The sequence below is a fragment of the Bacillus oleivorans genome (assembly GCF_900207585.1).
In the GTDB taxonomy this organism is placed as follows: Bacteria; Bacillota; Bacilli; order Bacillales; family JC228; genus Bacillus_BF; species Bacillus_BF oleivorans.
In genome coordinates, this window is the sequence record NZ_OAOP01000004.1 from 57,420 (window position 1) to 84,235 (window position 26,816).

Below are 26,816 nucleotides of genomic sequence, written 5' to 3' on the forward strand. Positions count from 1 at the left end.
GGAGGAACGGAAATGAACGGAAAGATGATTCTGAAAAAATTTGGGCTTCATGTTGAAGAAGAACCGGTAAGTATCTATCCTTTTTCTCCTGTTTATCGGGTAACTTATGGAGAAAGACTGGTAATTGTAAAAAGAACTCAACGTCCGTTTGAGCGTGCTCAAAACTTAATGAGGTTCACACTATTCTTACGTGATAATGGAATTAAAGTGGTTACTCCCGTTCCCTTAAATTACGATAACCCTCAAACGATTGGCGAGGATACATATGTTGTCTATCCTTTTATTGAAGGGTCTATGTATTCAGGAAAGGATTCGGAAATCTATCAGGCTGGTAAACTTTTAGGACAAATCCATATACACTTACCAGAAGAAAATCTGTTTAGGCTAAAAGAATACGAGGTTTTTGATTTCAAGGAAGAAGAAGTGACGAAGAGTGTTGAAGAGATCGAAAAGAATGCTACCCTCCATAATGTTGAGATAAATAAGAAACAATTGGAGGATAAATTAATTCAAATTGTTCAACAGCAGGAAGTGTTAAAAAATAGCGGGATCCCTTATGTCAGTACTCCCTTTGATTTAAAGGCCAATAACTTAATTTATACGCCTGAACCCTATTTAATTGATCCTGACAATGCGATGTGGGTTCCCCGACTCTTCGATTTAGCCCTGGCTTTGCTGCTTTTCCATAATGAGCATAAAACGGCACCTGATTCTGTTTTTACTCCTAACCAATGGAAACAATTTTTACACGGGTACAACGAGTATGTAGCCTTTACTGAGGCGGAACTTTACTACTGGGAAAAAGCATTGGAGCATGCCTTCTTGGATGAAGTGATGTGGCTTATGGCGGAGGTTGAAGAAGACTGGGCCAATCCGAGGCAGCGGAATCTTTTTATAAGCTTAATTCAATTATTATTTGATTCATCCAGCTATAAACTTGAATACTAGTGGAAAAGGTGAGCACATGTTAATAAGTAGTTCAGTTAAGGTGGAGAAAATATAAGATAACCGAATGAATTTCATACCAAAACACAACAGCAGCATTAACACACTAAATAACATACAAAAACGCATGTTTTATGTGCAGTTCCACACGATTATGTGCCGCTCCACACGCTTTATGTGCCGCTCCACATGTTTTATGTGCCGCTCCACATGTTTTATGTGCCGTTCCACATGTTTTATGTGCCGCTCCACATGTTTTATGTGCCGTTCCACATGTTTTATGTGCCGCTCCACATGTTTTATGTGCCGCTCCACAACTAATCTGAACCTAATTTTTCTCTATCAGCAGCCCGTGGTGCTTGTTCAAACCAGCCTTTCTCAATCATAATTTTTGCTGCATCTTGAACAAAAGCCGAATTTTTCATTAAGGCATTCATGTAGACTAAGGCTAAATCATGCCTTCCATTTACAGCTGCTGAATTTCCAAAGGATCTAATTTTTATTGAAAACATATCCATCTTATGAAATAGCATTAACTTATCAGAAAAAGGAGAAAATGTAGATGTTGTCACTAAATGGTCCAGAAAAGATGGTGTTGGCAAATTTTCATCATGTAGTTTTTGCATATACTGTTCAATATTTGTCGTTGTTATTTTTTTTCCTCGTTCAAACAATTTCCGGATCTTTTCATCCTTTACTACCTGGGTAAACGCCATAATTAGTGCCTTACTCGCCATATTATTTTCAATATTATCGTATAGATGGGTAATTTCCATCGCGTGCAAAGGTCGTACATGTCCAAAGTAGCCGTTTAAAAAATTCTCATGAACAAATTCCACTTTTTCAGGAACTGGAATTAAAGGGGGCTTAATGATAAGCCCTTTATTCATTAAAATTTCATTGATCTGGTCCATTAAATCCATGGTGGAATCCATACAATACCTAAAAAATTCTTTTACGTCTTTTCTATAAACGACAGGTATGGCTACATTATAAATACTCATACCAGCTTTTGATACGTACTTCAAGTAATGAACATAGAATTCATCTTGAAATAACCTAGGAGCACCTAAATTTACGTCCTCTTCCGTAAAGCCTTGGGGAATCGGGAAATTTTCTTTTGTGAAAATATCTTTAATTGTTTTTAAAAATTCTTCTGTTAGTTGTAAGGCATTTTCTAATAAAGTTCTAATATCTTTATCCTCAACGTGCTGCAGATAATAGCTTAAAATGCATTTTGCCATGCTGTTCCCCATATAAGTAGCCCAAAGTTTACCCATTTCTGCCGATGTGAGTTTTTCAGTAGTGTTTGTTTTATTTGAGCTTAATTTAATTGGTTTAATCGTTGTCATAATGTCTTCCTCAATGGATTTTTTTCTAGTATCTTCATCCTTCGCAAATTTATTCTGATCTTTCAATTTATCCAAAAAAATAAAATATATTATCGTTAACTTTATTCAACTAATGCTGTCCCAATAGTTCTATAACAAAGAAGGTGATTATTGTATGAGCACGCTCCCATATTTCAATAAGGAAATTTAAAATACCTATGTCCAAACCTCACAATCAGGATGTAACTTTCTAAATTCCTGTATCTCTTTGTTTGGAATATCAAACTGAACTACTTAGCATATTAACGCCTACTTAATTTTTGTTCATTTTTCTCGCTCAAGTCTTCCCCATCCGTCAAACTGACTATAATACTCTATAATGTTTTTCATTATCCCACCTATTTCTCTTTGTCTATCAGTACCCTGTTGCTTTCTATATTCCTTTTAAAAATTATTGGCCTCTCATCAATTTTGCAATTTGCCTGCTATCCTCACTCACCGATTGCTCAAGATGCTGAATCACCTTTTTTTGAATGTCTTCCGATTTGTTTTGACTTAACTTTGCTTTTCCTTCAACTTTTTGAATGTGTATTTTAAAACCAACCACGCCTTTACTTAATCCTTCTACATATTTAGAATCTAGAACATTTAGCCGATAAAGGCTGTTTTCATCCTCATATTTATTAACCAACTCTTGTAAAGACTCGATTAACTCCTGCTGATTATTGATCAGTTCAGCTTTCCCGTATACATGAGCAGCAACATAGTTCCAGGTTGGAACAGCTAATTCCGTTTCATACCAAGCAGGAGAGACATACGTATGCGGACCATGAAATACAGCTAGAACGTCTTGGGTATCAATATCTTTCCACTGACTGTTGGCACGGGCAAAATGGCCAACCAACACATTATTTTTTCTGTCCAATATTAAGGGCAGATGAGTGGCGGATGGGCTGCCCATATGCAATGAGAATAAGGTGGCGAAGCTGTTTGCTTCAATAATATTAAAAACTTTTTGTTCATCTTTGATTTCAAAAGGCTTTGGGATGTACATAAATATTCCTCTCCATTTCCCAAAATATTCTTTTATCCTCATATTACTATTTTATTTTATTTGTAGCTTTATATATTTTCTTTTCCCGACTTGAATGACCATTTCATCCTCTGCTTTGACCTGCAGGTGAATATCATCTACCTTTACCTCATTAATGCGGACACCTCCATTTTGAATCATTTTCCGTGCTTCGCTTTTAGATGTTTGTAACCCTAAATCCACGAGAAAATCAAGAATAGGAACTTCTTTTTCCCCTTTCCAATCAAACACTGGAATATCTTCAGGAAGTCCTCCTCTTTGGAAAACCGCTTTAAAGTTAGCTTCGGCCAGTTCAGAAGCCTTATCACCATGATAAATTCGAACAATCGTTTTAGCTAAAAGCATTTTGGCATCTCGGGGATGTAGTGACCCTTCCTTAAGTTCCACTTTGATTTGATTCTTTTCTTCCAACGGAAGATCTGTCACTAAATCAAAATACTTTGTAATCAGTTCATCTGGAATCGACATCGTTTTTCCATACATCTCATTTGGCGCTTCGTCCACACCGATGTAGTTATTTTTCGATTTGGACATTTTATCGACTCCATCCAGCCCCTCAAGTAACGGCAGAAGAACAACAACCTGTTTCTCTTTTCCAAAATGCTCTTGAAGATGTCGGCCCATTAGGACATTAAAATGCTGATCGGTACCGCCCAGTTCCACATCACTTTCAAGGACAACTGAATCATAGCCTTGCATTAACGGGTAGAAAAACTCGTGCAGTGAAACCGGCTTTCCGGTTGCTAGCCGTTCTGAAAAGTCATTCCGCTCAATCAATCGGGCAACTGTGATGCTGGCCGATAAATGAATGACATCTTCCAATCGAAGATCAGATAGCCATTTTGAGTTATAATGCAATTCTACTTTATCCATGTCGAGCACTTTCCCAAACTGTTCAAAATACGTTTTCGCATTATGTTTCACTTCTTCATCTGTTAGCTGTTTTCTGGCAGCTGACTTCCCTGTAGGATCACCAATTTTTCCAGTAAAATCCCCAATAATCAGCTGAATCGTATGACCATTCTCCTGAAACTGTTTCAGTTTATTTAAAACAACTGTATGGCCAAGGTGAACATCTGGTGCAGATGGGTCTAATCGAAGTTTTATTCGTAAAGGGCGATTCTCTGCCAGCGATTGGGAAATTTTTTGTTTGAGCTCAATTACTGGTATGATCTCATGAACCCCGTTTGCATATATCTTAAATTGCCGTTCTGCCTCTTCCTTTTGTTGCTTAGACAACTGTTCTAAAAAGTTCATATTGCTGCACTCCTTCATTTTTTTGAAATAAAAAACGTCCCTTAAAAAGGGACGTGGAAAACGCGGTACCACCCTAACTTGAAGATTACTCTTCCGCTTGTTCGAATAACGGTGCTGCCGTTCTCTGCTACATAGGTTCACAAAGAAAGTTCAAGGAGGTAATTCGTTCTTATCTTTGGACTGATTTGCACCATCCATCAGCTCTCTGATACCAGTGAGATAAAACTACTGAATCCTGTCATTACTTTTTTCAATATTTCGGATGTATTTTGAATATTTTATCCAAGTCGTGGTTTTATTTCAATACCAATTTTAATTATTTTTGTCTATTTCTCTAAAGGATAAGCTGAACCGCTAACCAGTGTATAATTTACGGGGAAATTTATATGTTTTTATAAACATGTTAGCAATCTATTTTATATTTAAACATTACGATCGTTTCACTTGTTTACTTTAACATTAGCATGTTAGAACATACAGTATGGCCTACCTTGATTTTATCAAAAATCATCCATTTTCCTTTTTGGGAGAGATTTGACTACATCTACATATTCGCGTGGTTGATGGTCATACTGCCGCCATGCTGTGTTTATTTATGGAGCGGGATTCGAATTCTAAGAGAAACTCTTAATATAAAGCCAAAAATATTGTTATGGATATCAACTATTTTGGTTTATATAATGACAATCAATATTACGAGCATAATTAGTCTTGAAAAAATAGGATCATTTATTTCTATTGTTGGATTTGTAATAATATATTGCTACATTCCAGTATTGTTTTTTTGGCTAAACATCATGAACTTTTTTAAGAGGAGAAATAAAGCAGAAAATAAATTAACGTAATACAATGATTTAGATCGAATAGTCATCAGTTGCAACTAGAAAATATGATAATAGAGGATTATCTCCATCTGCACATCATAAATGGAAAACATATAAACATAATGAAAAACACATAAGCTATCGGTTTATATACTTAATACACCTGTCCATTCTTTAATTTATCTAAGCATCTAGTAAGCGCGACAAGTCCTCTAATTGTAAATAAAGTAAAACTTACACTTGCAAATGTATGCAATGGTGACCATTTTTTCCATTCAAATAATCCGGTATATCTTTCAAATAACCATTGTGCTAAACTCATCGGGACACTGAAGATTAAACTTTTTAGTATAATCATTCCTAATTTATCATTGCTAGATATTTTTACCCAAACAACGCTTAAAAGCGGGAAAAACAGCATATCAAAAATAATGTTGGTTTTAAAAGTTTTAGGGAAAGGTCGGCAGGGATACGATATTCTTTTATTTCCTACAACATAAGCATCTATTAGTGTTGACAATACCCCTTTTGCGAAGAATATAATCAGATTTTCTCTCATTTTTGAACCTCTAAACAAAAATGGAAAGGCAACCATACAGACGGATGTAAGTGAACTTAGCAGTTTTTTCTCCAAAATAGGTGCATCCTTTCTAAGTGCATTATTTTTTATAACTTTTCTTAATTAACATAAAGTTATAACTGGTAATTAATACTTTTTTCGTTCGTATATTCCAAACAGTTTAGATAGAGACTATAACTATTAAAATAGGCGCATTCCGTTTCAATGGAATGCGCCTTTAAGTGAGATTATCAATTTTTTAATGATGGCTATGCCAGCCCTTAGATGTATTCGTAATCACCATTTCCTCTTTTGGCACGTAAAAATACTGGATCCAAACGCCATCCAAGTACTCATCCCGTTTATCAAGCAGGATATCAATTCCTTTGTCTGTATGTACGATTTCATCGTGCTCTGTCGGAGTATCTAATTTAATATCATAATGAGCATGATCCCCATGATGATGGGTTACATATACCCGGATCATTTTTCCTTCTGCTTCTTCACTTTCAAGCATTTTTTTCAACACTTTAGCAGCGTTACGATTAATTTTGCAATTCATATTCTAATTCTCCTATTCTAATGCTTTGATCACTTCTTTAACAAAAACAATTATTCCCTAATACCGTATCATTTATAGCTTAATTGCTCTGATTAAAAAATATGGGCATGTGAAAAAATTTTATCTTTTGGCAATACGGTTGTCTAGCAAAATGCTTGATTAAATTAACGAACCTCTTAAATGTGAAGTCATGGTTTGTCCATCTGTACGCATACATTCTAGTAGGGAGGGATCATGATGAATACCTATTTGTCCATAACAAAACTGCTGCGGTATTTAGTGGCGTATGTCTTTATAACTTCTGGGATTATGAAACTATGGAGCGAAGAGTTAGGGAACTATTTTAACAGTTTACCTTTGCCTTTTCCCACTCAGATGATGTATGCAGTGTCTTTTACCGAAATCATCTGCGGAATATTGATTGCCTTAAATAAAAGGGTGAAAACGGTATCTATACCGTTAATGATCATTATAGTTGGAGCAATTTTTTTAACAAAAGTCGCCGTTTTGCATTCAGACTTAATCCAATTTGCCTTTCATGCAAGATTGGATGTTGTAATGTTGGGGTTACTTTTTATACTATACAAGAAGTCTTTTTAAAACTTCCCCTTAATGAACAGGAAGCCATTGCCCTGTTCTTTCTGAATTTTTTCATATCCGAAATCACTTCCACAAAGCCTTTTTTTTCCTTGAGAATTTTAATGGAAGATATGGTTATTTCTGCATAATTATTTCTCTACTTCACATACTTAGTTTATCTTATCTTGCTAAGGTGGAAGTACAGATGATCTTTTTTCGCAGGCAAAACAAAAAACCTAAGAAACCTGTTTCAAAACCCATCCAATCATCTCCACAATCTGCAATTAATCCTCAAGTATCCGACAATATTGCAGAAATTAAGAAAATATTTAATGAAACTCCCGATTTAGTCATCAGACAATTCATTATTAAACAAACACAAAGCTCAGCTGCTCTTGTTTATCTGAGCGGGCTTACCGATAAAAAAGCTATCCATAATCATGTGTTAACACCGCTCCTATTTGAAATCAATCATGAAAATAAGAACCAAGACCCTGCTGTTTCACTAGGTCATGTTGAAACAACCTCTGAATGGTCAAAAATTGAAAGTTCTATTTTAGAAGGAAATAGTGTTTTATTTATTGCTGAGAAAACTGAAGCCTTTATTTTTAGTACTCAAGGCTTTCCACAAAGAGCGATTGAGGATTCTCAAATTGAACCTTCTCTGAGAGGAGCCCACCAGGGATTTACAGAGTCGAGCGGCCAAAATATTGCATTGGTACGCAGACATATTCCTAATCGCGAGTTAAAAATAAAAGAAATGACCGTTGGTAGAAGAGGGAAAACTAAGATTTCAATTCTATATTTAGCTGATGTCGCTGAGCCAGATGTATTAAAGGAACTAGAAGATCGGATTAATCAGCTTAATGTAGATAGTGTTTTAAATACTGGTATGCTGGCAGAGTTTATAGAAGACAATCCTTATTCTCCTTTTCCGCAGCTTATGCTTACAGAGCGTCCAGACACTGCTGCCTTACATCTTTTAGAAGGAAGGTACGTTACGGTAGTAGATAAATCACCAAGTGTCCTCATCGTTCCAGCTGCTTTCGTTAATTTTTTCGAGAGTATTGATGACTACGGGACGCGCTGGGGTGTGGCATCCTTTATTCGGTTCTTGAGATATGTTGCTTTTTTTATCGCGATTTTTCTGCCATCTATTTATATTGCGGTCATTACGTTTCACGCCGAGATTATTCCAATTAAATTGCTCATTTCAATTGGCCTGTCAAGAGAACGGGTGCCGTTCCCGCCTATTATTGAAGCATTCATTATGGAACTTACATTAGAAATGCTTCGTGAGGCAGGGGTACGTCTTCCTTCTCCTATTGGCCAAACAGTCGGTATTGTAGGAGGTATTGTCATTGGGCAGGCAGCGGTTGAGGCGGGGATCGTCAGTAACATTATGGTTATTGTTGTAGCATTAACTGCAATTGCCTCTTTTATTATCCCTAATTATGATATGGGGGCTGCCATCCGTATCCTCCGTTTTCCGATGATGATTCTGGCAGCTGTGTTTGGGTTTCTCGGCTTAGCCATAGGATTTATGGTCATAATTGGTGATTTTATTGCACTAGAATCTATGGGAACACCTTACGGAAGTCCGCTTGCACCATTACGATTCTCCGATTTGAAGGATGCCTTAATCCGTTTCCCAGCCTGGTCATTTGTGAAGCGATCGGAAACTTCTAGAGCGGTTCAACTCAAAAAAGCAGAGACCGATCATCCAAAGGGTGACAGTCATTGATTAAATATACAAAAAATGATATTACACTTATGCAATATATTTTCTTAATTCACGGAGTTCAAACAAGTATTGGTGTATTCCGGCTCACCCCAAACCTAGCCGAAAAAGCGGGGACAGATGGGTGGATCTCTCTTGTTTTAGGATACATCCTTACAACGATTGCAAGTCTCATTATTATACAGGTAATGAAAAAATACCCTAATGGAACCATTATTGACTTGCTATCCCACTACTTTGGAAAGTGGATTGGAAAAATAGCGGCAATTCTTTTTGGGGTTTATTTTGGATTTTTAGCTATCCTCTCATTTACAGGGTCGATTATCTATTTACAGGCCCTCGTTTTTCCTCAATTAAGTGCATTAGTGATAAGTATGCTTGCCGCTATTCCAAGTTATTTAATTGCTAGAAACGGAGTGAAAGTATTAGGCAGATATGCTGAGTTCGTCTTTTTTATGATTACATGGGTTTTTTTTATTTTTCTTATACCATTCGATCGCTTTCACTGGCTCCACTTACTTCCTATTTTAAAAGAGGGATTTACACCGATACTGAGCGCAGTGAGAGAAACCATTTTCCCTTTTTCTGGTTTTGAAATAGCTTTTTTCCTATATCCCTTTCTGCAACGAAGACAGGATGCTGGAAAAGGGATTGTAATTGCTAATACGATTACGATGGTTACCTATCTTTGGTTTACGCTTTTGCTGTTTGCATATTTTAGCCCAGATGGAATTGCTCTATTTCATACACCCATTATTGATTTCTTAAAAATTATTCAGTTCGAATTTGTCGAGCGCGTAGATATTATCGTCCTTACTTTATTTTCATTTAAGATGTCTACCAACTGGATTGTTTTAATGTATTTAACCGTTTTTTGTTCAAGCCAGCTCATGGGTCACACAGATCATAAGAAGCATTTGCGTTTATTTTTATCATTAATCTTAATTGTACTAATTGTATACCCTCCTTCTTTCCCGCGAATTGGCAGTTTGATAAAAATAGCTATACCCATTATTATCACAGTTGCTTATCTTCTTCCCGCTTTTTTGTGGGCAGCCGTTTCTATTCGCAGTCATATGCTAAGGAGGAAAAGCGGGTGAAACATTGTTTTTTCAAATGGGTTTCATTGATTGCTGTGATCTCTTTGCTGTCGGGTTGTCAATTAGAGGTCCCTTTAGAAGATCGTTCTATTACCCTTGTTTTAGGACTCGATCTCGATGAGGAAGATCAATTACATGTATATGAAGTAAGCCCTGTTTTCTCCGAAATTGCCCCGAATAAGCTGGAGAAGGAATCCGTCAAAGCAACAACCATACGGGATTCACGTAAAGATTTAGATGCAAAATCCTTCGGAGAAGTCATTGGGTCAAAAGTACAAGTATTACTGATTGGAAAGAAAATTTTCGAACAGAAAAATTGGTTCCCTATCTTAGATACTCTTTATCGGAATCCGCAATTTGCAACAAATACAAGAGTAGTTTTAGTAGACGGACCTGTTTCAGATATTATTTATTATGAACCGGAGGATAAACCGCTTCTTCCTCTTTATTTAAGGAATTTAGTCGATAAAAATAGACATAGAGGCAGAACTGTTCAGACTACCATTAGTGAACTCCGCAGACAGATCGTTGAAAAAGGAATGACTCCTTCTCTCTCAAAAATGAACATGAAGAAAGAACCGGAGTTAGAAGGAATTGCTCTTCTTGATGAGAAAAATATGTATGCCGCCTCACTTGATCAAATTGAAGCCTCTTTATTATTAGTTTTACAAAATAGGATTAATGCCGAAGTGACCTTTTCGGGGATTTCTAATCCAAACGAAGAAGAGGATGGCATGTTCCATCGGGACAAATTTAGTATTACAGTAAGAAAAACAAAAACAAAAATTAAAACTAACTATTCAAACGGTCAATTTCATTTTGACCTTCGTGTAAAATTGCCTTTTTCTGTGATAGAACGTCTCTTTCCCTATGACCTTGAGAAAAATAAGGAAGCATTTGAAAACATCGTAAAAGAACAAATGGAAAAAAAATTTAATGAACTCATTGGAAAAATTCAAAAGAATAATTTAGATCCGATTGGACTTGGTCTCTATGCACGCGCCTTCCAATACAAGGAGTACAAAAAGGTAGAAGATCACTGGGCCGACGTCTTAGCTGAAGCAAAAATTAATGTTACAGTCGATGCCGAGCTGGTCGCTCGGGGAGCAATTAAGTAAATGATATTCATCAAATGAAGAGCAGTTCCAAAGAGCTTTAGAAGATGCCGTATGGAACTGCTCCTATTTAAATAAAATTCACCTTCTAAACCAATCTGCATTCTCATCCATATGCAAGAATGGAATTTCGGTATCTACCTCACCATAAATTTTTTCGCCTGCTAATTCTTCCACACCTAACCATTTCGCAAAATCCATTTCAACTGGCTCTTGGTCTCCTCCTAATGCAAACCACACCTTCATTTCCCTAGGCAGGTAACCGGATGTATGAATAGTACCAGCCCAGCTTCCGTACAAATCAGAAAATACACCTTTATCATTGTCGTTTAATAAACGAAAAGCATCATAAGCATTCAATAAGTGTTTCCGCTGTTCTTGTAATATCGATAATCGCCGTTTGGAATCGACGAGATGGTTCCTGTTTTCGTGAGTCATGATTTCAAAGTGGTTGGTGCAGGTATTCGTTTGCCGTACTTCCACTCCTCGAGGGGAAGCTTCGACAGCATACGTTTTCCCGCTTTTGTCAAAGACAACATAAGTAAATGAGTGGCGATGCGGGATTTTCTTTAACATTGCTACCGCTTCAGCTACATTCGCACAAGCCTCTAAAATAATACGTCCGATCATACAGCAAATAAAGCCGTCTCCAGGATTTTTACGGTGCATGAAATTATAGCCTAGGGCCAGTCCCATTTCATTCATTCCGTCCATTCGCCCAGTCACCCGCTGACTAGGGCCGATAATTGCATAGCCCTGATCTGAAGGCTGGAATAGAATATATCGTCCTTCATATGTCTTCGGATGATAATCATAGTTGCGGATTAAATAATCATCACCAGTTAATATTGAACAGCCTGACTTAACATAATCTATGCGATACCCCCCGAACTCCTGCAGAACCTTTCCCATCGGCCACTCTAATGCAGCTTGCAGGCCGAGGAGCTCCTCCCATATACCAGGAGCAAAATGGGTAATTGCAGTTTTAACCTCTTCTACTTCAACTGTAAAACGCGGATTTCTTACTTTCCATTGGTTATCACGATTTAAAACAGTAAGCGTATCCTTTAGTCTTTTCCCTTGCATAAAACCAAAGTCGTAATGAGAACCGCGAAATTGGATAACCTCGCTGTAAATATGTTTCACAGATAATCCCTCTTTTGCTGTGAGTCTGTTTAATTACTATTTTAGGATAAAAGAAAGTAGATGAAAAATACAGGTTTATGATTTTTACAGATTGAAATAATAGATTTTTTATTCTTTTCAGAATTGAGCAAAAACACGCACTATAAATGGGAGTGTCACCCCTATCTGATAAAACTGGAAAATATTATTCTTTTAAAGTTTTTGTTAACTATTTTATTGAAATAATGTATAATCCACTACAGAAGGACAAATGTACAGTTTAGGAGGACACTTATGATGAAACTAGGACTTCTTCCACGTATTGTGATAGCAATCATTCTTGGTATTATTGTGGGTAAAATCGCTCCGGATTGGGCGATCCAAACATTTGCTACATTTAATGGATTATTTGGGAACTTTTTAAGTTTTGTGATTCCGTTAATTATCATTGGTTTTATCGCACCAGGAATTGGACAGTTAGGCCAGGGTGCCGGAAAACTGCTCGGAATGACAACAGGGTTGGCTTATGTATCTACAATTCTAGCTGGATTACTTGCCTTTTTTGCTGCTTCTTTGATTTATCCAAACATTTTACAAGAAGAAGCTTCTCTTGGAAGCTTTGCCAGTCCTGAAGAGGCATTGCTGGCTCCGTTTTTCACAGTGGATATGCCGCCATTGATGGGAGTTATGACAGCCTTATTGATAGCATTTTTGCTGGGATTAGGGGTTACGTTTATTAAAGGAAATGCCTTAAACTCAATTTTAGTAGAATTTCGTGAAATTATTGAAAAGGTGATTTCTGCCGTTATTATACCGCTATTGCCAATCCATATCTTTGGAATTCTCGCAAACATGACAAATGGCGGACAGGTAGAAACGATTTTATCAGTCTTTGCAAAAGTATTTATCATGATCATTGCACTGCATATCTTGATGCTCATCATTCAATATACAACTGGTGGACTGGCAGCCCGCAAAAATCCTTTTGCCCTGTTAAAAGGAATGCTTCCTGCTTACTTTACCGCCCTTGGAACGCAAAGCTCTGCTTCCACCATACCAGTTACATTAAGACAAGCAAAGAAAATCGGAGTTCGTGAAAAAGTGGCAGACTTTACCGTTCCGTTACTGGCGACGATTCATTTATCAGGAAGTACCATCACTCTCGTCAGCTGTTCCATTGCCATCATGTTCTTAACGGGCAACACGCCAACATTGGGATCCTATTTCCCATTCATCTTAATGCTTGGAATTACAATGATCGCTGCACCTGGTGTGCCTGGCGGAGCTGTGATGGCAGCACTCGGGTTATTAGAAACCATGCTTGGATTTGATCAAACCTTATTAACGCTTATGATAGCTTTATATCTTGCACAGGATAGCTTTGGTACGGCTACGAACGTAACAGGTGACGGTGCTCTATCCGTCTTAGTTGATAAAATGAATAAAGAGCGGTCCTCTAAGAAATTATCTAAGGCGAAAGCAGTTTAATAAGAAAAGGATCAACTCCCAATTCGAGTTGACCTATGTTTAATTCAACTATCATTAAAAACACCACTATTAAATAATAAAGGCTAAGCCTTATTCATATGGGCTTAGCCTTTATTATTTTTTCCCCTCAGGCAATGCTGTAAGTACATACCGATACGGAGCATCTCCAATATAAGAAAACGGATAGCATGTTGAAACGATAAGTACTTCTTGAGGCGCTGTAGATTTAATAATCGAAGTATCGTATGCATCGACGATCTGACTTTCTTTGATTACATAAGTAAATTCTCCATATGGCATTTTAATGATGAGCTGATCTCCAATAGTAAGATCCCCCATTCTGCGGAAGACAGTATCTCGGTGACCAGATAGGACGATTTGATCATTTTGTGAAGGGTAGGCACTCGCTTTAAAGTGACCGACTCCTTTTTCTAATTCATCTTCATTGGTCCCTTCTATAATCGGCAATTCTGCATCGAGTGCTGGAATTGCTAATACTCCAGCAACTTCACCTTGCGATGGATTAAAGGATACATTTGTGTTGGCTGCAGCCGTGACTATGTATGCCTGATTAGTTTCATGGAGTTCTTCGCTTTGACGGATGGTATCTATTGGATTCGATAAAAGTTCATAGGCTTCTTTCAAACTCACTTTTTGATAATACTCTGATTGAAAATATTGATATCCCCCAGCAGCTAATAATAGGGAACCAACTGCCACCAGTAATAGGGAAAACTTTTTAACCAACTTTCACACCTCATCCTCATGTGTCTTTTTTGGTTCATTGCCAATAAATATCTTGATCTCCTGGGCAGTGATTCCCATCTCTTTAGCCTCTTTTAAGAGTTGCACCCATTCTTGGTCAAGTGGAGATGTATTTTCAGGATTAGACATTCTATCATTACCTCCATACTAATTATAATTGTCTTTCTGCTTTTTCCATTTCTGAAACTTTACAAAATCAAGGAACTCGAGAAAATCATCCTTACTCATACCATCTTCAATGGCTTTTTTCACCATGTGTATCCAATCAGCATCAAGATCGTTCTCAGTTTCTTCACCAAGCAAATATCCAACAGTCGTGCCGAGGGGGATCGCAAGTTTTGATAAGTAATGGCGTGATGGATTCGTTTGGAGGTCTCGTTCTATTGAACTTAAATAGGATTTTGATACTCCAGCGAGTTTAGCAAGTGTTGTCAGGGAATACCCTTTGATTTGGCGAAGCTCCTTAATTCTTTCTCCAATTGTCATCTTCTTTCTCCCGATTTATTTCAGTTTGTTTTTTTGTTCATTATAATGAACAAATGATCTTTTTAAAAATTTAAAAGAGTGAGATATCGAGAGAAATAACGAGATAACGAATGATTTTTGTTCTTTATTGAGAAAATTCGGCGTTTTTTGCACTTTTGAAAAATGATAAGATTTGCCGTATACTCAATTTGTTAGTTCTTTAAAACGAACAAGAGCGAACAGGAAAAAAGACCTTATCACAAACATACGCATTTATACTTAGTAAAATTCGTTCTTTATAAATAACGTTCTGTGAAAAGAACGAAAAGGAGGGATAACCATTATAAGATACTTGCGAACGAGAAAATTTAGAAAACGGCACAAAGGTCTACTTATAGGAATACAGGTTCTCACGATCTGGTATGCAGCTGTGATTACAGGAATATTCCTTGTTAGTTATACGGGTGCAGCATTTAATGACATTGAAAATTTGAATAGTTCTTTACATGTGAAATGGCCAGTTGAATTAGAGCCGCCAGAAGGTGAATGGGATAAAAGTTCATTGGAGTTTATTGGATATGGAGGCAGCTGTACTAGCATCTATGCGGTTGTAAAGAATGGAAATGATTCCGAAGCCATGGCAGGACCGGTTCAATTCGAGGTGTATTGGATTGATAAAGGAAATGCAATGAACGGTGAAGTAGTCCATACAGGAACTATTGATCCACTTGGACCTGGTGAGTCAGTAACGCTTGAACACACACCTGACAGGTCGGGGAACTACAAGTTTAAAGCCTTTCAAAGACCAGGTCATCCAGGGGCAGGAGAACTATGGAGTGATGGTCCAGAAGGTATAGTCTGTGATAATTCCTTAGATACAACTGATCAAGACAATAAGGAAAATAGTGACTCCATAACAGAAACACCTGAAGGAGACACTAATGAGAATGGGGATGCAGCAGATACGGGAACAGACGAGAGTGCCGATGCGGAAGGAAATACTGAAGAAGTCGAAGGAAATCCTGCTGATGGGGATGATAATGGTGGAAGCACAGACGGTGAGGGCTCAGAGACTGACGAGGAAACGGAAGCCGGCGGGGAAACTAATACTGATACAGCAGATTCCGAAGCAAATAAGACAACTGGTGGAACAACGGGCAATGAAGGCTCATGATCTGAAGAAGGAACTGAAGCAGGTGACGAAGCTAACAGTTCAGCTGAAGAAATTAGTGAAAGCAAGCAAAGTTAATCTTATAAATCCTTGACTTAAAAATTAGATCTTGAGACTAAGACAATGAAAGCGGGTGCCTAAAATAAATAAATCACGTAAAGTCCGAAAGATTATTAGCAACAGTCTTTATGGAATTGTTTGTACATTTTTAGTTGCCATGATCATTATGGTTTTTTCTGCTAGAGCTTCAGGTGGAGAACCTGAACTTTTCGGTTATCAATTTAAAGTAGTTTTATCCGGATCGATGGATCCAACCTTTAAAACTGGGTCTATTATTCTTGTAGAAAAACTCGAAGACACCATAAACCTAAATGAAAATGACATTATAAGTTTCGTCCAGGAAGAAAATCAAATCGTAACACACAGAATAATTGAGGTTGTTAATAATGACAATGGAGTCTTTTATCGGACGAAAGGGGACGCAAATGAAGAACCAGATATAAATGCAGTTGTCCCAGCTAACGTCTTAGCAAAGTATTCAGGGATTACAATTCCGTATGTAGGCTACTTATTAAACTTTGCAAGTTCACCGATTGGTACTGGATTACTCTTAATCATACCGGGAATCCTGATGATCATTTATTCTGTGATCACAATTCGAAAAGCCATTAAAGAAATTGAAGAAAAAACCAAAGGTAATCTAACAGCGAATCATACAAGTGAAAATGAAAGTGCCCCAAAAAAGGATACTTCAACAAAATCAGTTTCATAGGTTGCAACTCTTATAGAGTTCAATATACATGCCCAATCGGGTTTAAAAACATTATTTTTAGGGAGGAAGTAAAAAAATGAGCTTAAAAAAGAAAATGAGCATGGGCATCTTATCAGGTGCACTAGGAGTTTCTCTCATCGGCGGAGGAACTTGGGCAGCATTCAACGATGTTGAAGTTGTCAATAACACACTTGCTGCGGGTACGTTGGATCTAGTGGTAGGAGAAAACACAACAATGAATTTTACATTAAGTAACTTAAAGCCAGGGGATTACTTTAACAAATCCCTTGTACTAACTAACGGCGGATCACTAGACATCAATCAAATTTTAGTTCATGCAAACAAACTTGCTGGCTGGACTGACAAAGATGTACTTGACTTAAATACTGAAATCGGTGCTAATTCTGGCAACAATTCGGAAGATGATTTTCTTTCACAATTTAAAGTTACCATTACAAAATTGGCTGTTGACCCTGCCAATAATGTAGACGTGTTTGATGGTACTTTAGCAGACTTAGTTGCTGGTATTTCTGTAGATGAGCTAACAGACACAGATGCAACTACTGTTGGTTTAGCATCAGGAGCCCAACAAATATATAACGTCTACGTTGAGTTTGTAGAAGATTCTACAACATTCCCAGGCAGCCGTTTGCACGTGCAAAACAAATACCAAGACGAAATGTCTAACCTTGAATTCGTCTTTGAAGCTACGCAAATGCCTGGGGAAGACAGAAGCAACGACTAAGAATTACACGGATTTGAACAAAAATTATTAGATTCTAATTTTAGGAGGAATAATGAAAATGAGTCTTAAGAAGAAATTAACAATGGGAGCGTTATCTGCAACGCTTGGAATGTCCCTAGTGGGAGCTGGAACCTGGGCTGCATTTAATGATATTGAAGAAGTAAACGCAAGTTTAGCTGCTGGATCACTAGATCTTGTAGTCGATGAATACAATGGACCAGTTAATTTTAACATCTCTAACTTAAAACCTGGAGATACAATGACCAGATATATCAAGCTTGATAATGCAGGTACATTAGCAATTAAAGATGTACTGCTATCAATCGACAGTGTTAACTTTACAGATTATCTTCCTGTTGGCGCGGACTCAGATATTTATGGAGCTAATACAGCTGATGAGTATTTAAGTCAGTTTAAAGTAACGCTTTTGAAAACTGGAATTGAAGGTGCTGATGAGGAAATCATTAGTTCAGCGGATAACATTACCCTTGCTGACATTTATCTAGCTACCAATCCAGATCAACTTGACCCTGTTGCTATTGCTAAATTGTCCGCTGCAATTGGAAACGGCCACTGGGTGGATGGTCACGTCAACCTTGCCTCTGCTGCTCAGAATCAATGGACTGGGTTACCAGTAAATCCAGCCGATTTCGATACAGTTGAAATGTCCATTGAATTTGTTGAGTACAGTATAAGAGATGCTCGTGGCGTAGAAGAACAGAACAAGTATCAAGGAGACACAGCTGACATTACATTCACTCTAGAAGCCCGTCAATGGGAAGGCCAAGATGTTTCGGATGAAGAAGGCTATGTAGAATCAAATGAACAAGCTAGAAATGGGCAATAATGAACTAGTTTTATATGCAAAAAGGTGGGTGCTTTGCCCACCTTTTGCCTAATGGAAATATTTTAAGTATTGAAGACTTAAAATATGTGAGGTTTTGTGATGAAAACATTGAGATTAATGCTTATCGCAGTTTCTGTAGTAACCATCGTTTGTTTTCTGCCCGTAAATAAAAGCCTTGCTGCTCCCAACTTAGACCTTGATACAATTCCAGATAGTTACTTGTTTGAAGTATCTAATATGAAACCTGGAGATTATGCTACAAGAACTCTTACAATTCTTAACCCTGGAAATCGCCATTTCAAATATAGTTCAAGGGCTGAATACACAGGTGGAGATGAGAGGCTATATAACGAATTCTTACTTAAGGTGTGGGACGGTTCTAATACAGTATTATATGATGGAAAATTAAAGGACTTTAATGGTTTTACTCCTCGATTTTTAGCATCAGGTTATGAAGAGGATCTAAATTTTAAAGTGGAATTTCCATTCGAACTTGGGAATGAGTATCAGGGATTAGCTTTTACCTTTGAGTTAATATTTGTTGTTGAAGCTCAAAATCCGAACCCAGACCCAGACCCTGATCCGGACCCAGACCCTGATCCGGACCCAGATCCAGACCCAGACCCAGACCCAGATCCAGACCCAGACCCTAATCCAACCCCTGATCCAGATCCAGCACCTCAAGATCCAGACGAAGACAATTCCAACGGGGTAGTTCGCCCGATTGATGAAGACGGGCCGCCGACAGACGGAGTTATTTTACCTTCGACAGCAACCAATATTTTTAACTACTTATTAGCAGGAACAATTCTTTTGACAATTGGGGTAATATTATTGATTGTCCAAAGAAATCTTAACCGTGATTTAAAAAGAACAAGACCAAAATTTTCAAGACTTTGATCCTATATCTAGATTGGATCAAAGTCTTTTTTCTTAGTAGTGAATTAAAAAAATTAAGTTTTGCACATAAAAAGAAGCTGGCATTAAACTGCCAAGCTTTTTCATTTGTTCTTAATTCTCCATTTATTAAACTCTAAAAATTCTCTAAATTGTTCTTTGGAGACCCCGGATTTCATTGCTTCCCGAACTAATTCAGTCCAATCAGAATCAAGTTCTATGTTTTCCGCTTCATCTGCTTCATCATGGAGCAATTGATTAACAGAAATACCTAAAACAGCTGATATTTTTTCCAAAAACTGAATAGAAGGATTAGATTGGAGGTTTCGTTCGATCGAGCTTAAATAGGATTTAGCAACACCTGCACTTTCTGCTAGTTCAGATAAGGACATTTTTTGTAATTGTCTGTAATGTTTGATCCGCTCACCAATCATTTTTGTACCCCTCCTTCTACATATTATATCATATAAAGAATAAGTGCGTTTTTTATCAAGAACATTTTATTTTAGTCATGTATTTTGGAGGAGAGTAATTTTTCAATCTTCACCTATTTGTTTTTCTGAAATTTTATATGAAAATCGGTATTTAACCATATCGGAAACGTATTACTCTGCAAACAAAGGGTCAATTTGAAAAACTGGCAGTTGAATACAGATGGTTGTGCCCTCGCCATGCTTGCTTTCAGCCCAAATTTTACCCTTGTGAAAAAGGATGATTTCTTTGCATATGGCTAAACCTAGCCCATTGCCTTGTCTGGATTTCGTAAAGTTTCTATCAAATATATAAGGGAGATCTTCTTCCAAAATACCTTCCCCGCTATCTTTGATTAAAACGTATGCATCTCCTAGATTTTTATCAAATCCTAAAGAGATAGAAATTTCTCCAGAGTACGTATGATTAATAGCATTAGAAATAATATTAGAAAAAACTTGGGTAAATCGTTTTACATCTACCTGAACCATTGGGTAGTTTTCCTGCCCAATATTTTCAATCGTAAGTTTAAAAAATAACCCTTTTTTTCTTACATCATATTCAAATTGATCCCTTAAACGCCTAATCAATTTATCAATTGGCACGATATCAAAAGAAAAATGGATTTGTCCTGATTCAAGCTGGGCAAGTTCAAATAAATCATTAATCATCATATTCAACCCATTTACCCGATCCATACATTTTCTTAAATAGTCCTCTCTTTGCTCGCCAGTTTCTGCTAAACCATCCAATATTGCTTCAATATATCCTTTTACAGTGGCGATTGGTGCTCGCAAATCGTGAGAAATATTAGATAATAAATGGCGGCGTACCTGTTCCGATCTAGCAAGCTCGTTATTTACTTGTTCTAGGTGTTGATTAACTTGTTCTAACTCTTGTGTACGCTCTTTTACCTTTTCTTCAAGCTTTCCATATAGCTCAGCATTTTCAATGGATATGGCTGCTTGAGTTGAAAGAAAGGATAAAAATTTTATTCTATCTTGGGTAAATGCGTGACTGGTTTGATTATTTTCCAAATATAAGATACTATTAACCTTCCCTTTATAAATCGCTGGCAAACATAAAATAGATTTTGGCTTATTTTCAACAACATATGGATCCTCAACAAATATTCCTTCAACAGTTGCATTATTTAATACGACTGCTTCCCTGCTTTTCACAACATAATGAACAATCATTTCAGAAATTACGTTCATTTCTTCTACCGGCTGAAGTGATAACACCTCATCAACCTTACCATCGATACTAGCCCTCGCAGCAACGAATAGTTGGTCCCCCCTTTTAAGAAGAAGAAATCCCCGCTCTGCTCCTGCATTTCGCATCGTGATATTCATTAATTTCTTTACTAGGTTTTCTTGGATAATTTCACCTGATATCGTTTGGGAAGCTTTTAAGGAAGCATCAATATCAAATTGGGATGCAATCGAATGGGATAATCCAAACCGACTTTCATTTGAAACGTTAAGAATGAAGCCTTCAAATTCCTTCAGTAATTTGCTTGCTTTTGCATATGCACCCCACTTATTATAGGTACGGTATGCTTCCGTGATGAAGGCACTTCCTAAGGTTTCAAGTCCTCTTGAAAAATAGTAATAACCTGCAGCTTCCTTACTAACTGCAACATCTTGAATAAAATTATTCTTCTTTGCTGATTGTATAGCTTTATCATAGTAATTTATTGCGGCTAAATGATCCTCATCAATTCTTGCTATTTCAGCTTTTACAAGCTTCCATTTGTGTAAATAATTTTCTGGACAAAGCTTTGCCCACCTTCTAAGCTTTTTTGCATTCCTTTTTAGTCTCTTATAGAGTGATTTTTGCATAGACGGGTGAGCTTTATGATACAATCTTGAGGCCCAAAGTGCATCATAAAAATAATATTCAGCGATAATAACAAGTGTTAATCTATTACTGATCAGTTTGTCTAAATGATGGATTACTAGCTTTGCAAATTTTTCCTCATTAAACAGATAAGACATCTGCAGCCTTAATGTATAATGAATAATCTTGGCTGAATCATCATCTAACACCTGTTCAAATACCCAATCCGATGTTGTTTTTTCGTTCATCAAGACGTCAATCCAACGAATTTGCTCATTTAAAAATCCCTTTGATATGACATAACCGATTTGGTCTATAAATATGAGCTGATTTTTAATACCGTCAAGTACTTCCTGTAAATGCCCTCCCATTATGAACAGCGTAATCGCGATAAAGGAGCTGTTTGCCCCAGCCAGGTGAATATTGCCTGCATCTATACAATATTGCTGTGACCTCTTTAAATAGTCTAAATTAGATTTAATTGGATGCCTCCAATGATTAATAAAGCTTGCAAAGACAAAATATACTCTTCCTTTTAACCCTGCATTCCCGCTTCTTTCAGCAAGTTCAATTGCAAGCTTCCCAAACTCATAGCTTTTATTAAAATCACTAAAACCAGCACTTAAAATAAGTGCATAATTATTAAATACCAATGATGTAATATCCGTAATACCGTGCTTAAGAGAAAAACGTAACGCTCGAAGCATTAAAATGGCTGCAAGATTTTGATCAACGTGAAAGGATGGTGCATTCATCGTTATCATTGTATTTAATAATAATCGTTTTTCTTGATCCTCTAATTTAGGAAGCATCATTAAATGATCTGCATGTTTTCCTCGTAAGGCTATTTTGGCGAGTAAAAACTCTTTTGTAACTAATGCCTTATTAGGATTTCGATGGATATTCCATCCAAATAGTCTTAACCCGGAAATTCCGGATTCTACAGCCTCCTCTACACGATGAACATGTGTATAGAGCACGACCTTCATATTATAGATTGCTAATTTCTCATGATTTGTTCGTACATGCCCCAATACTTGATTAAATGTGAATTCTGCATCCTCAAATTTACTGTTTAAATATTGGCATTCTCCAAGCCCTGTCATTAATCGATTGGTTAAATCGTAATTTTTTTCCCATGCTTCACCAAGCATCACGTATGCAGTTCGAAAATATTCGAGGGATTCCTTATATGCCGCAGATGCTTTTGCCTGTTCACCAGCTCTTACATTCCATTCAACTAAAGGAATCCATTCACTTTTATTTAAATAGCTTCTACAAAAATTTAAATGATTTACAATTTCAAATAAATGACCTTCAACGGTACCAAACTTTACAAGGAGTCTGCCTATTTTAAGGTGAGCCTTTTCTTGCTCCTCTTTTGTCATGATCGAATAAACCGCTTGTTGAACCCGATCATGTAAAAATCGATATGCAGGCGGCTGTTTGTCCATTAATTGTTTGGGCCCATCTGGATAAATCCATTTATAGGCTGAATCCTCAGGTAAAATTAGCCCTGCCTCAAGAGCAGCCCATAAATTTCTACCAATTAGATCATATTCATCTTCACAAATAATAGATAATATTTTCAAATCAAAATAATTCCCAATACACGCAGCCATTTTTAATATATTTTGGGTGTTCAATGGGAGCTGCTGCACTCTTTTAACCATTAAGTCGACAATATTTTCTTTTTCCAAGGCCCTCTTCACCTTAGCAAATTGGATAGACCATTTTCCTAAATCTGTACGAAAGAAGATGGTCCCATCTTGGTAAAACGATTGAAACAGCTGTTTCATGAAGAAAGGATTTCCTTGAGTAATCCGGAACATTAGATCAGCTAGTTTTTTAGTCTCTGTCCCAGCATCCATTATTGTTTCTTCTACCCAATTTAAAATCACCTTTTGCTTTAATGGAGTTAACGAGATTTCCGAGATAGCAACATTTTCTTTTTTTAGATGTTGGATGGTTTCGGCAAATGGGTGCTCAATCCCAACTTCATTCCCACGATAAGCTCCTATCAATAAAAAGTAGCGGCAATCTATATGTGTAAGTAAATATTCAATCAGACCTAGTGATGCGGTATCTGCCCATTGCAGATCATCGAGAAATAGAACCAGCGGATGGTCCTTTGTGGCAAATGTATTCACAAATTTTTGGAAGATCAAATGAAATCGCAGATGAGCATCCCTATTTGTTAACTCCACTTCCTTTGAACTATCCCCTATTATCCATTTTAACTCCGGAATAATTGACGTGATAACAGAAGCATTATCTGATAGTTCCCGATCAATAGCCACTTTCCATCCTTGAATTCGTTCATCCCCTTCAGTCAATATTTGTCTTATTAATGATTTAAATGCTTGAATGATTGGTGAATAGGGTTTTTGCCTTTGAAGTAAATCAAACTTTCCGGAAATAAAATAGCCTTTCTCTCTTACAAGCGGGGTTTGGATTTCATTTACAAGCGCAGTTTTCCCAATTCCAGAATGACCTTGAATTAACATCAACTCCGAATTACCAGTGCTCACCCGTTCAAATGACAGAAGCAATTTTTCTATCTCTGCGTCTCTGCCGTATAATTTGCTTTCTGTTTCAAAGACAGTTAATGGATCATCCTGTCCAAGCGGGAAAGCTTCAACTATTCCAAATAATTGAAGATGATCCATACATTTTTTTAGATCTTCTCGTAAACCAAATGCGCTCTTATATCTATTTTCTGGTATTTTTGAAAGAAGCTTCATAATGATATTTGAAAGGATTTGTGGAATTTTTTGGTTTACTTCGATTGGACTCGGAGGTGTTTTTGCGAGATGTGCGTGTACCAGCTCAATTTGTTCTTTGTTGGTAAAAGGGAGTACCCCAGTAATCATTTCGTAAAATAAAACGCCGAGGGAATATAAATCTGCTCTATAATCGACAGACCGATTCATTCTGCCTGTTTGCTCAGGAGATATATAAGCTAGCTGTCCTTCAAGTTCATATGGTGTTACACTCTTACCTTGGCTTTCCTTTTTTAATTTTGTTGCATAATTAAATCCTGTAATCTTTAATTGGCCACTTGCTGAACTAAGAATAATATTTTCGGGATTTATATTTTTGTGAATAATCTGGTGTTGGTGCAGATGTATCAGAGTAGATGTCAATCTTATCGCAATTGAAAGAAATTCTAAGATATCCAGCTTTTGACCTTTAAGGAATTCCCTTAAGGTGATACCAGAAAAATACTCCATTACTAAAAATGGTTCATTTAAATGCTTTTCTATTTTTATTGGTCGAATGATTTCGTCCATATTCAAGTTTTTTGTAATATGAAATTCATGTATACTAGATGCGATTTCATGCGGAGTAGGATTTGGCTGTTTTGCTGTCTTTAGCAGAACGAGTTTTTTGTCTTGCAAGGAATATCCTTTATACATAATGGATGAACTATTTTCAACTTCGACATCAACTAATTTATAGTCTGGTAATACAGGTATTCTCCTCATTTATGTCACCCTTTTGGGAATTTTCAAATTTCTTTAACTAAACTTTAATAAATCTTATACGTATCTTATAGTTCTTCAACTACGATATAAATGCATAATGTTCATGGGGGTTCGAATATGGAAAAAGGTAAAGTATTACATAGTGTTGATTCTGATCATAATTCAGAACAAGAGTGGGTACAGCTAATCTTGGAGGCAAAAAGTCTTGGTATAACACTTGAAGAAATTCAGGAATTTTTTAAGAATAAGAGGATTACTCCTGAAAACCAATGAATTTATACCCCATCCCTCTGACCGTTATAATGTACATAGGATTGGCTGGTATAGGTTCAATTTTTTTGCGCAAATTACTTACATGCACCATAACCGTTCGGTAATCTCCTAGGCTTTCTTCTCCCCAAATCAGTTCGAATATATCCTCCACACTAAATACGCGATTCGGATGTTCAGCCAGAAGACAAAGGAGTTGATATTCTTTTGCAGATAAAAGGACGGTTGACCCATTCGCTTTAACAACACAGCTAACTTTATCAATAAACAGTCCGGGATATTCAATAATTTGCTTCATATTTCCATACGGGGGGCTTAATTCATTAACTATGTGATGATGGCGGCGCAGGTGAGCTTGAATTTTCACTGTTACAAGGGCAGGACTAAAGGGTTTTGTAATATAATCATCCCCTCCGATTTTGTGACCTAGAATTTTATCAATCTCATCTTCCTTCGAGCTTAAAAAAAGAATGGGGACAGATGTCTTTTGACGCAGTAACCGGCATACTTCAAATCCATCCATTCCCGGAAGTACTACATCTAAGATAATAATGTCGGGTTTTTGCTCTTTTAATAATCGTAATGCAGTTATACCGTCTTCAGCATGAATGATGGTATAACCTTCCTTTTGCAGGTACAATTGCAAAATTTCCCTTATATCCCGATCATCTTCCACTAGCATTACTTTTTCCCTAGACATTTATTCACCTACTTTTCTCAGGTAAACCTACGACTATATAACTTTATCACTAATATACCATCAATTACCTGGATTATCCAATCATTAGGAAATAGGTGTCCGCTTGGCCAAAGTATATGTTACAACACATGAGATATTTGAAGGTTATATGATGATCTGACTGTAACAACTATTATTTATATACTTATATAAATATTACTTTTTTTACATAAGAACTGAAAATTATACTGCCTTAACCATAATGGATAATTACCACATATTAAAGAAAACTTGGCTAGCGCCGTCGAGAAAGGGTATTTTTCTCGGCAATTTTTTATTTTTGTCTAAATCTAAATGACCAATTTTTTATTCATTGATTGTCTCTGCTAACCGGCCTGTTGATTTCCGCTCCGGGCACTCGCTTTCCGCGGGGAGGTCCGAGAGCCTCCTCGGCGCTTTGGCGCCTGCGGGGTCTCCCGTGACCTCTCTATCCCCCAGGAGTCGAGTGCCCTCCGCTCCAATCAACAGGGATGAAAATCAACCTAAAGTATTGCAACAAACTTTTTCTAATCTTGCTAGGTATATTGCAATCTTTTTTATATTTTGGCAGGCTGCAGTAAGGAGAACCTGTTCACTTGCATTCTTTAGGACATATATAAAGGTTTCTTTCTTTATCATATTTAAA

General features: G+C 37.0%; 25 protein-coding genes and 1 other annotated feature. Of the genes, 13 read left to right on the forward strand and 12 right to left on the reverse strand.

The genetic code is table 11. From position 1 onward, the window contains the following. The first annotated feature begins 12 nt into the window (after window positions 1-12). The gene (locus CRO56_RS09875; RefSeq protein ID WP_097158468.1) at window positions 13-948 is read left to right on the forward strand and encodes a phosphotransferase; all 936 of its coding nucleotides are present in this window, start codon (window positions 13-15) and stop codon (window positions 946-948) included. 314 nt (window positions 949-1,262) lie between these two features. Here CRO56_RS09875 and CRO56_RS09880 read toward each other — a convergent pair whose 3' ends face one another. The 3 genes from CRO56_RS09880 to tyrS form a co-directional block, all read right to left on the reverse strand. Beyond that, entirely contained in the window at window positions 1,263-2,297 is a 1,035-nt protein-coding gene (locus tag CRO56_RS09880; RefSeq protein ID WP_097158826.1) for a DUF3231 family protein, read from the reverse strand. A 430-nt stretch (window positions 2,298-2,727) separates the two neighbouring features. After that, window positions 2,728-3,330 carry an FMN-binding negative transcriptional regulator gene (locus CRO56_RS09885; protein ID WP_097158469.1) on the reverse strand — a complete coding sequence of 201 codons (603 nt, stop codon included), beginning with the start codon at window positions 3,328-3,330 and terminating at the stop codon, window positions 2,728-2,730. 51 nt (window positions 3,331-3,381) lie between these two features. Continuing rightward, the gene (gene tyrS, locus CRO56_RS09890; RefSeq protein WP_097158470.1) at window positions 3,382-4,626 is read right to left on the reverse strand and encodes a tyrosine--tRNA ligase; all 1,245 of its coding nucleotides are present in this window, start codon (window positions 4,624-4,626) and stop codon (window positions 3,382-3,384) included. A gap of 44 nt (window positions 4,627-4,670) precedes the next feature. Next, window positions 4,671-4,877: a binding site (T-box leader), on the reverse strand. Between the two features lie 162 nt (window positions 4,878-5,039). Here tyrS and CRO56_RS23615 point away from each other — a divergent pair. Further along, window positions 5,040-5,471: a GerAB/ArcD/ProY family transporter gene (locus CRO56_RS23615; protein ID WP_097158471.1), complete on the forward strand. Its 432-nt coding sequence runs from the start codon at window positions 5,040-5,042 to the stop codon at window positions 5,469-5,471. Window positions 5,472-5,604: 133 nt separating this feature from the next. On the opposite strand, the gene CRO56_RS09900 is transcribed toward CRO56_RS23615, so the two are convergent. Together CRO56_RS09900 and CRO56_RS09905 are read right to left on the reverse strand one after the other, a co-directional pair. Continuing rightward, complete coding sequence (locus CRO56_RS09900) at window positions 5,605-6,009, reverse strand: CBO0543 family protein (RefSeq protein WP_281257297.1); 405 nt, start codon at window positions 6,007-6,009, stop codon at window positions 5,605-5,607. 259 nt (window positions 6,010-6,268) lie between these two features. Continuing rightward, window positions 6,269-6,571 carry a heme biosynthesis protein HemY gene (locus CRO56_RS09905; RefSeq protein WP_097158473.1) on the reverse strand — a complete coding sequence of 101 codons (303 nt, stop codon included), beginning with the start codon at window positions 6,569-6,571 and terminating at the stop codon, window positions 6,269-6,271. Between the two features lie 237 nt (window positions 6,572-6,808). Between CRO56_RS09905 and CRO56_RS09910 the strand changes: the two genes are divergently transcribed. From CRO56_RS09910 to CRO56_RS09925, 4 genes are all read left to right on the forward strand, one after another. Next, window positions 6,809-7,171 (forward strand): DoxX family protein, encoded by a 363-nt coding sequence (locus CRO56_RS09910; protein ID WP_097158474.1) that lies wholly within the window; start codon window positions 6,809-6,811, stop codon window positions 7,169-7,171. 184 nt (window positions 7,172-7,355) lie between these two features. Continuing rightward, window positions 7,356-8,894 carry a spore germination protein gene (locus CRO56_RS09915; RefSeq protein WP_097158475.1) on the forward strand — a complete coding sequence of 513 codons (1,539 nt, stop codon included), beginning with the start codon at window positions 7,356-7,358 and terminating at the stop codon, window positions 8,892-8,894. Further along, complete coding sequence (locus tag CRO56_RS09920; RefSeq protein ID WP_097158476.1) at window positions 8,891-9,991, forward strand: GerAB/ArcD/ProY family transporter; 1,101 nt, start codon at window positions 8,891-8,893, stop codon at window positions 9,989-9,991. The genes CRO56_RS09915 and CRO56_RS09920 overlap by 4 nt, the downstream gene beginning before the upstream one ends. Continuing rightward, the gene (locus tag CRO56_RS09925) at window positions 9,988-11,109 is read left to right on the forward strand and encodes a Ger(x)C family spore germination protein (RefSeq protein WP_179714239.1); all 1,122 of its coding nucleotides are present in this window, start codon (window positions 9,988-9,990) and stop codon (window positions 11,107-11,109) included. Before CRO56_RS09920 ends, CRO56_RS09925 begins: the two co-directional genes overlap by 4 nt. Before the next feature lie 78 nt (window positions 11,110-11,187). Here CRO56_RS09925 and CRO56_RS09930 read toward each other — a convergent pair whose 3' ends face one another. Then, complete coding sequence (locus CRO56_RS09930) at window positions 11,188-12,252, reverse strand: C45 family autoproteolytic acyltransferase/hydrolase (RefSeq protein WP_097158478.1); 1,065 nt, start codon at window positions 12,250-12,252, stop codon at window positions 11,188-11,190. Between the two features lie 273 nt (window positions 12,253-12,525). Between CRO56_RS09930 and CRO56_RS09935 the strand changes: the two genes are divergently transcribed. Beyond that, on the forward strand, window positions 12,526-13,719 hold the full coding sequence (locus CRO56_RS09935) for a dicarboxylate/amino acid:cation symporter (protein ID WP_097158479.1): 1,194 nt from the start codon (window positions 12,526-12,528) through the stop codon (window positions 13,717-13,719). Window positions 13,720-13,833: 114 nt separating this feature from the next. Here the strand turns inward: CRO56_RS09935 and CRO56_RS09940 are convergent, their stop codons facing one another. The 3 genes from CRO56_RS09940 to CRO56_RS09950 are packed head-to-tail and all read right to left on the reverse strand — an operon-like array spanning window position 13,834 to window position 14,970. Next, entirely contained in the window at window positions 13,834-14,466 is a 633-nt protein-coding gene (locus CRO56_RS09940; protein WP_097158480.1) for a class D sortase, read from the reverse strand. Window positions 14,467-14,469: 3 nt separating this feature from the next. Further along, window positions 14,470-14,613, reverse strand: a complete 144-nt coding sequence (locus CRO56_RS09945; protein ID WP_097158481.1) for an anti-repressor SinI family protein — start codon at window positions 14,611-14,613, stop codon at window positions 14,470-14,472. 18 nt (window positions 14,614-14,631) lie between these two features. Continuing rightward, on the reverse strand, window positions 14,632-14,970 hold the full coding sequence (locus CRO56_RS09950; protein ID WP_097158482.1) for a helix-turn-helix domain-containing protein: 339 nt from the start codon (window positions 14,968-14,970) through the stop codon (window positions 14,632-14,634). A 331-nt stretch (window positions 14,971-15,301) separates the two neighbouring features. Between CRO56_RS09950 and tapA the strand changes: the two genes are divergently transcribed. The 5 genes from tapA (at window position 15,302) to CRO56_RS22650 (ending at window position 19,384) form a co-directional block, all read left to right on the forward strand. Then, entirely contained in the window at window positions 15,302-16,123 is an 822-nt protein-coding gene (gene tapA, locus CRO56_RS09955) for an amyloid fiber anchoring/assembly protein TapA (protein ID WP_179714240.1), read from the forward strand. Window positions 16,124-16,253: 130 nt separating this feature from the next. Further along, a complete protein-coding gene (gene sipW / locus CRO56_RS09960; protein ID WP_245855765.1) occupies window positions 16,254-16,892 on the forward strand; it encodes a signal peptidase I SipW in 639 nt (212 codons plus the stop codon). Window positions 16,893-16,968: 76 nt separating this feature from the next. Beyond that, window positions 16,969-17,637 carry a TasA family protein gene (locus CRO56_RS09965; RefSeq protein WP_097158484.1) on the forward strand — a complete coding sequence of 223 codons (669 nt, stop codon included), beginning with the start codon at window positions 16,969-16,971 and terminating at the stop codon, window positions 17,635-17,637. Window positions 17,638-17,695: 58 nt separating this feature from the next. Beyond that, window positions 17,696-18,484 (forward strand): TasA family protein, encoded by a 789-nt coding sequence (locus CRO56_RS09970; protein ID WP_179714242.1) that lies wholly within the window; start codon window positions 17,696-17,698, stop codon window positions 18,482-18,484. 99 nt (window positions 18,485-18,583) lie between these two features. Further along, the gene (locus tag CRO56_RS22650; RefSeq protein WP_142305202.1) at window positions 18,584-19,384 is read left to right on the forward strand and encodes a M73 family metallopeptidase; all 801 of its coding nucleotides are present in this window, start codon (window positions 18,584-18,586) and stop codon (window positions 19,382-19,384) included. 101 nt (window positions 19,385-19,485) lie between these two features. Here the strand turns inward: CRO56_RS22650 and CRO56_RS09980 are convergent, their stop codons facing one another. After that, window positions 19,486-19,815 (reverse strand): helix-turn-helix domain-containing protein, encoded by a 330-nt coding sequence (locus tag CRO56_RS09980; protein WP_097158486.1) that lies wholly within the window; start codon window positions 19,813-19,815, stop codon window positions 19,486-19,488. A gap of 171 nt (window positions 19,816-19,986) precedes the next feature. After that, a complete protein-coding gene (locus CRO56_RS09985) occupies window positions 19,987-25,182 on the reverse strand; it encodes an ATP-binding sensor histidine kinase (protein ID WP_097158487.1) in 5,196 nt (1,731 codons plus the stop codon). A gap of 117 nt (window positions 25,183-25,299) precedes the next feature. Between CRO56_RS09985 and CRO56_RS09990 the strand changes: the two genes are divergently transcribed. After that, the gene (locus CRO56_RS09990; RefSeq protein ID WP_101541061.1) at window positions 25,300-25,455 is read left to right on the forward strand and encodes an anti-repressor SinI family protein; all 156 of its coding nucleotides are present in this window, start codon (window positions 25,300-25,302) and stop codon (window positions 25,453-25,455) included. Here CRO56_RS09990 and CRO56_RS09995 read toward each other — a convergent pair. After that, window positions 25,436-26,152: a response regulator transcription factor gene (locus CRO56_RS09995; protein ID WP_097158489.1), complete on the reverse strand. Its 717-nt coding sequence runs from the start codon at window positions 26,150-26,152 to the stop codon at window positions 25,436-25,438. The genes CRO56_RS09990 and CRO56_RS09995 overlap by 20 nt on opposite strands. Window positions 26,153-26,816: the final 664 nt, after the last annotated feature.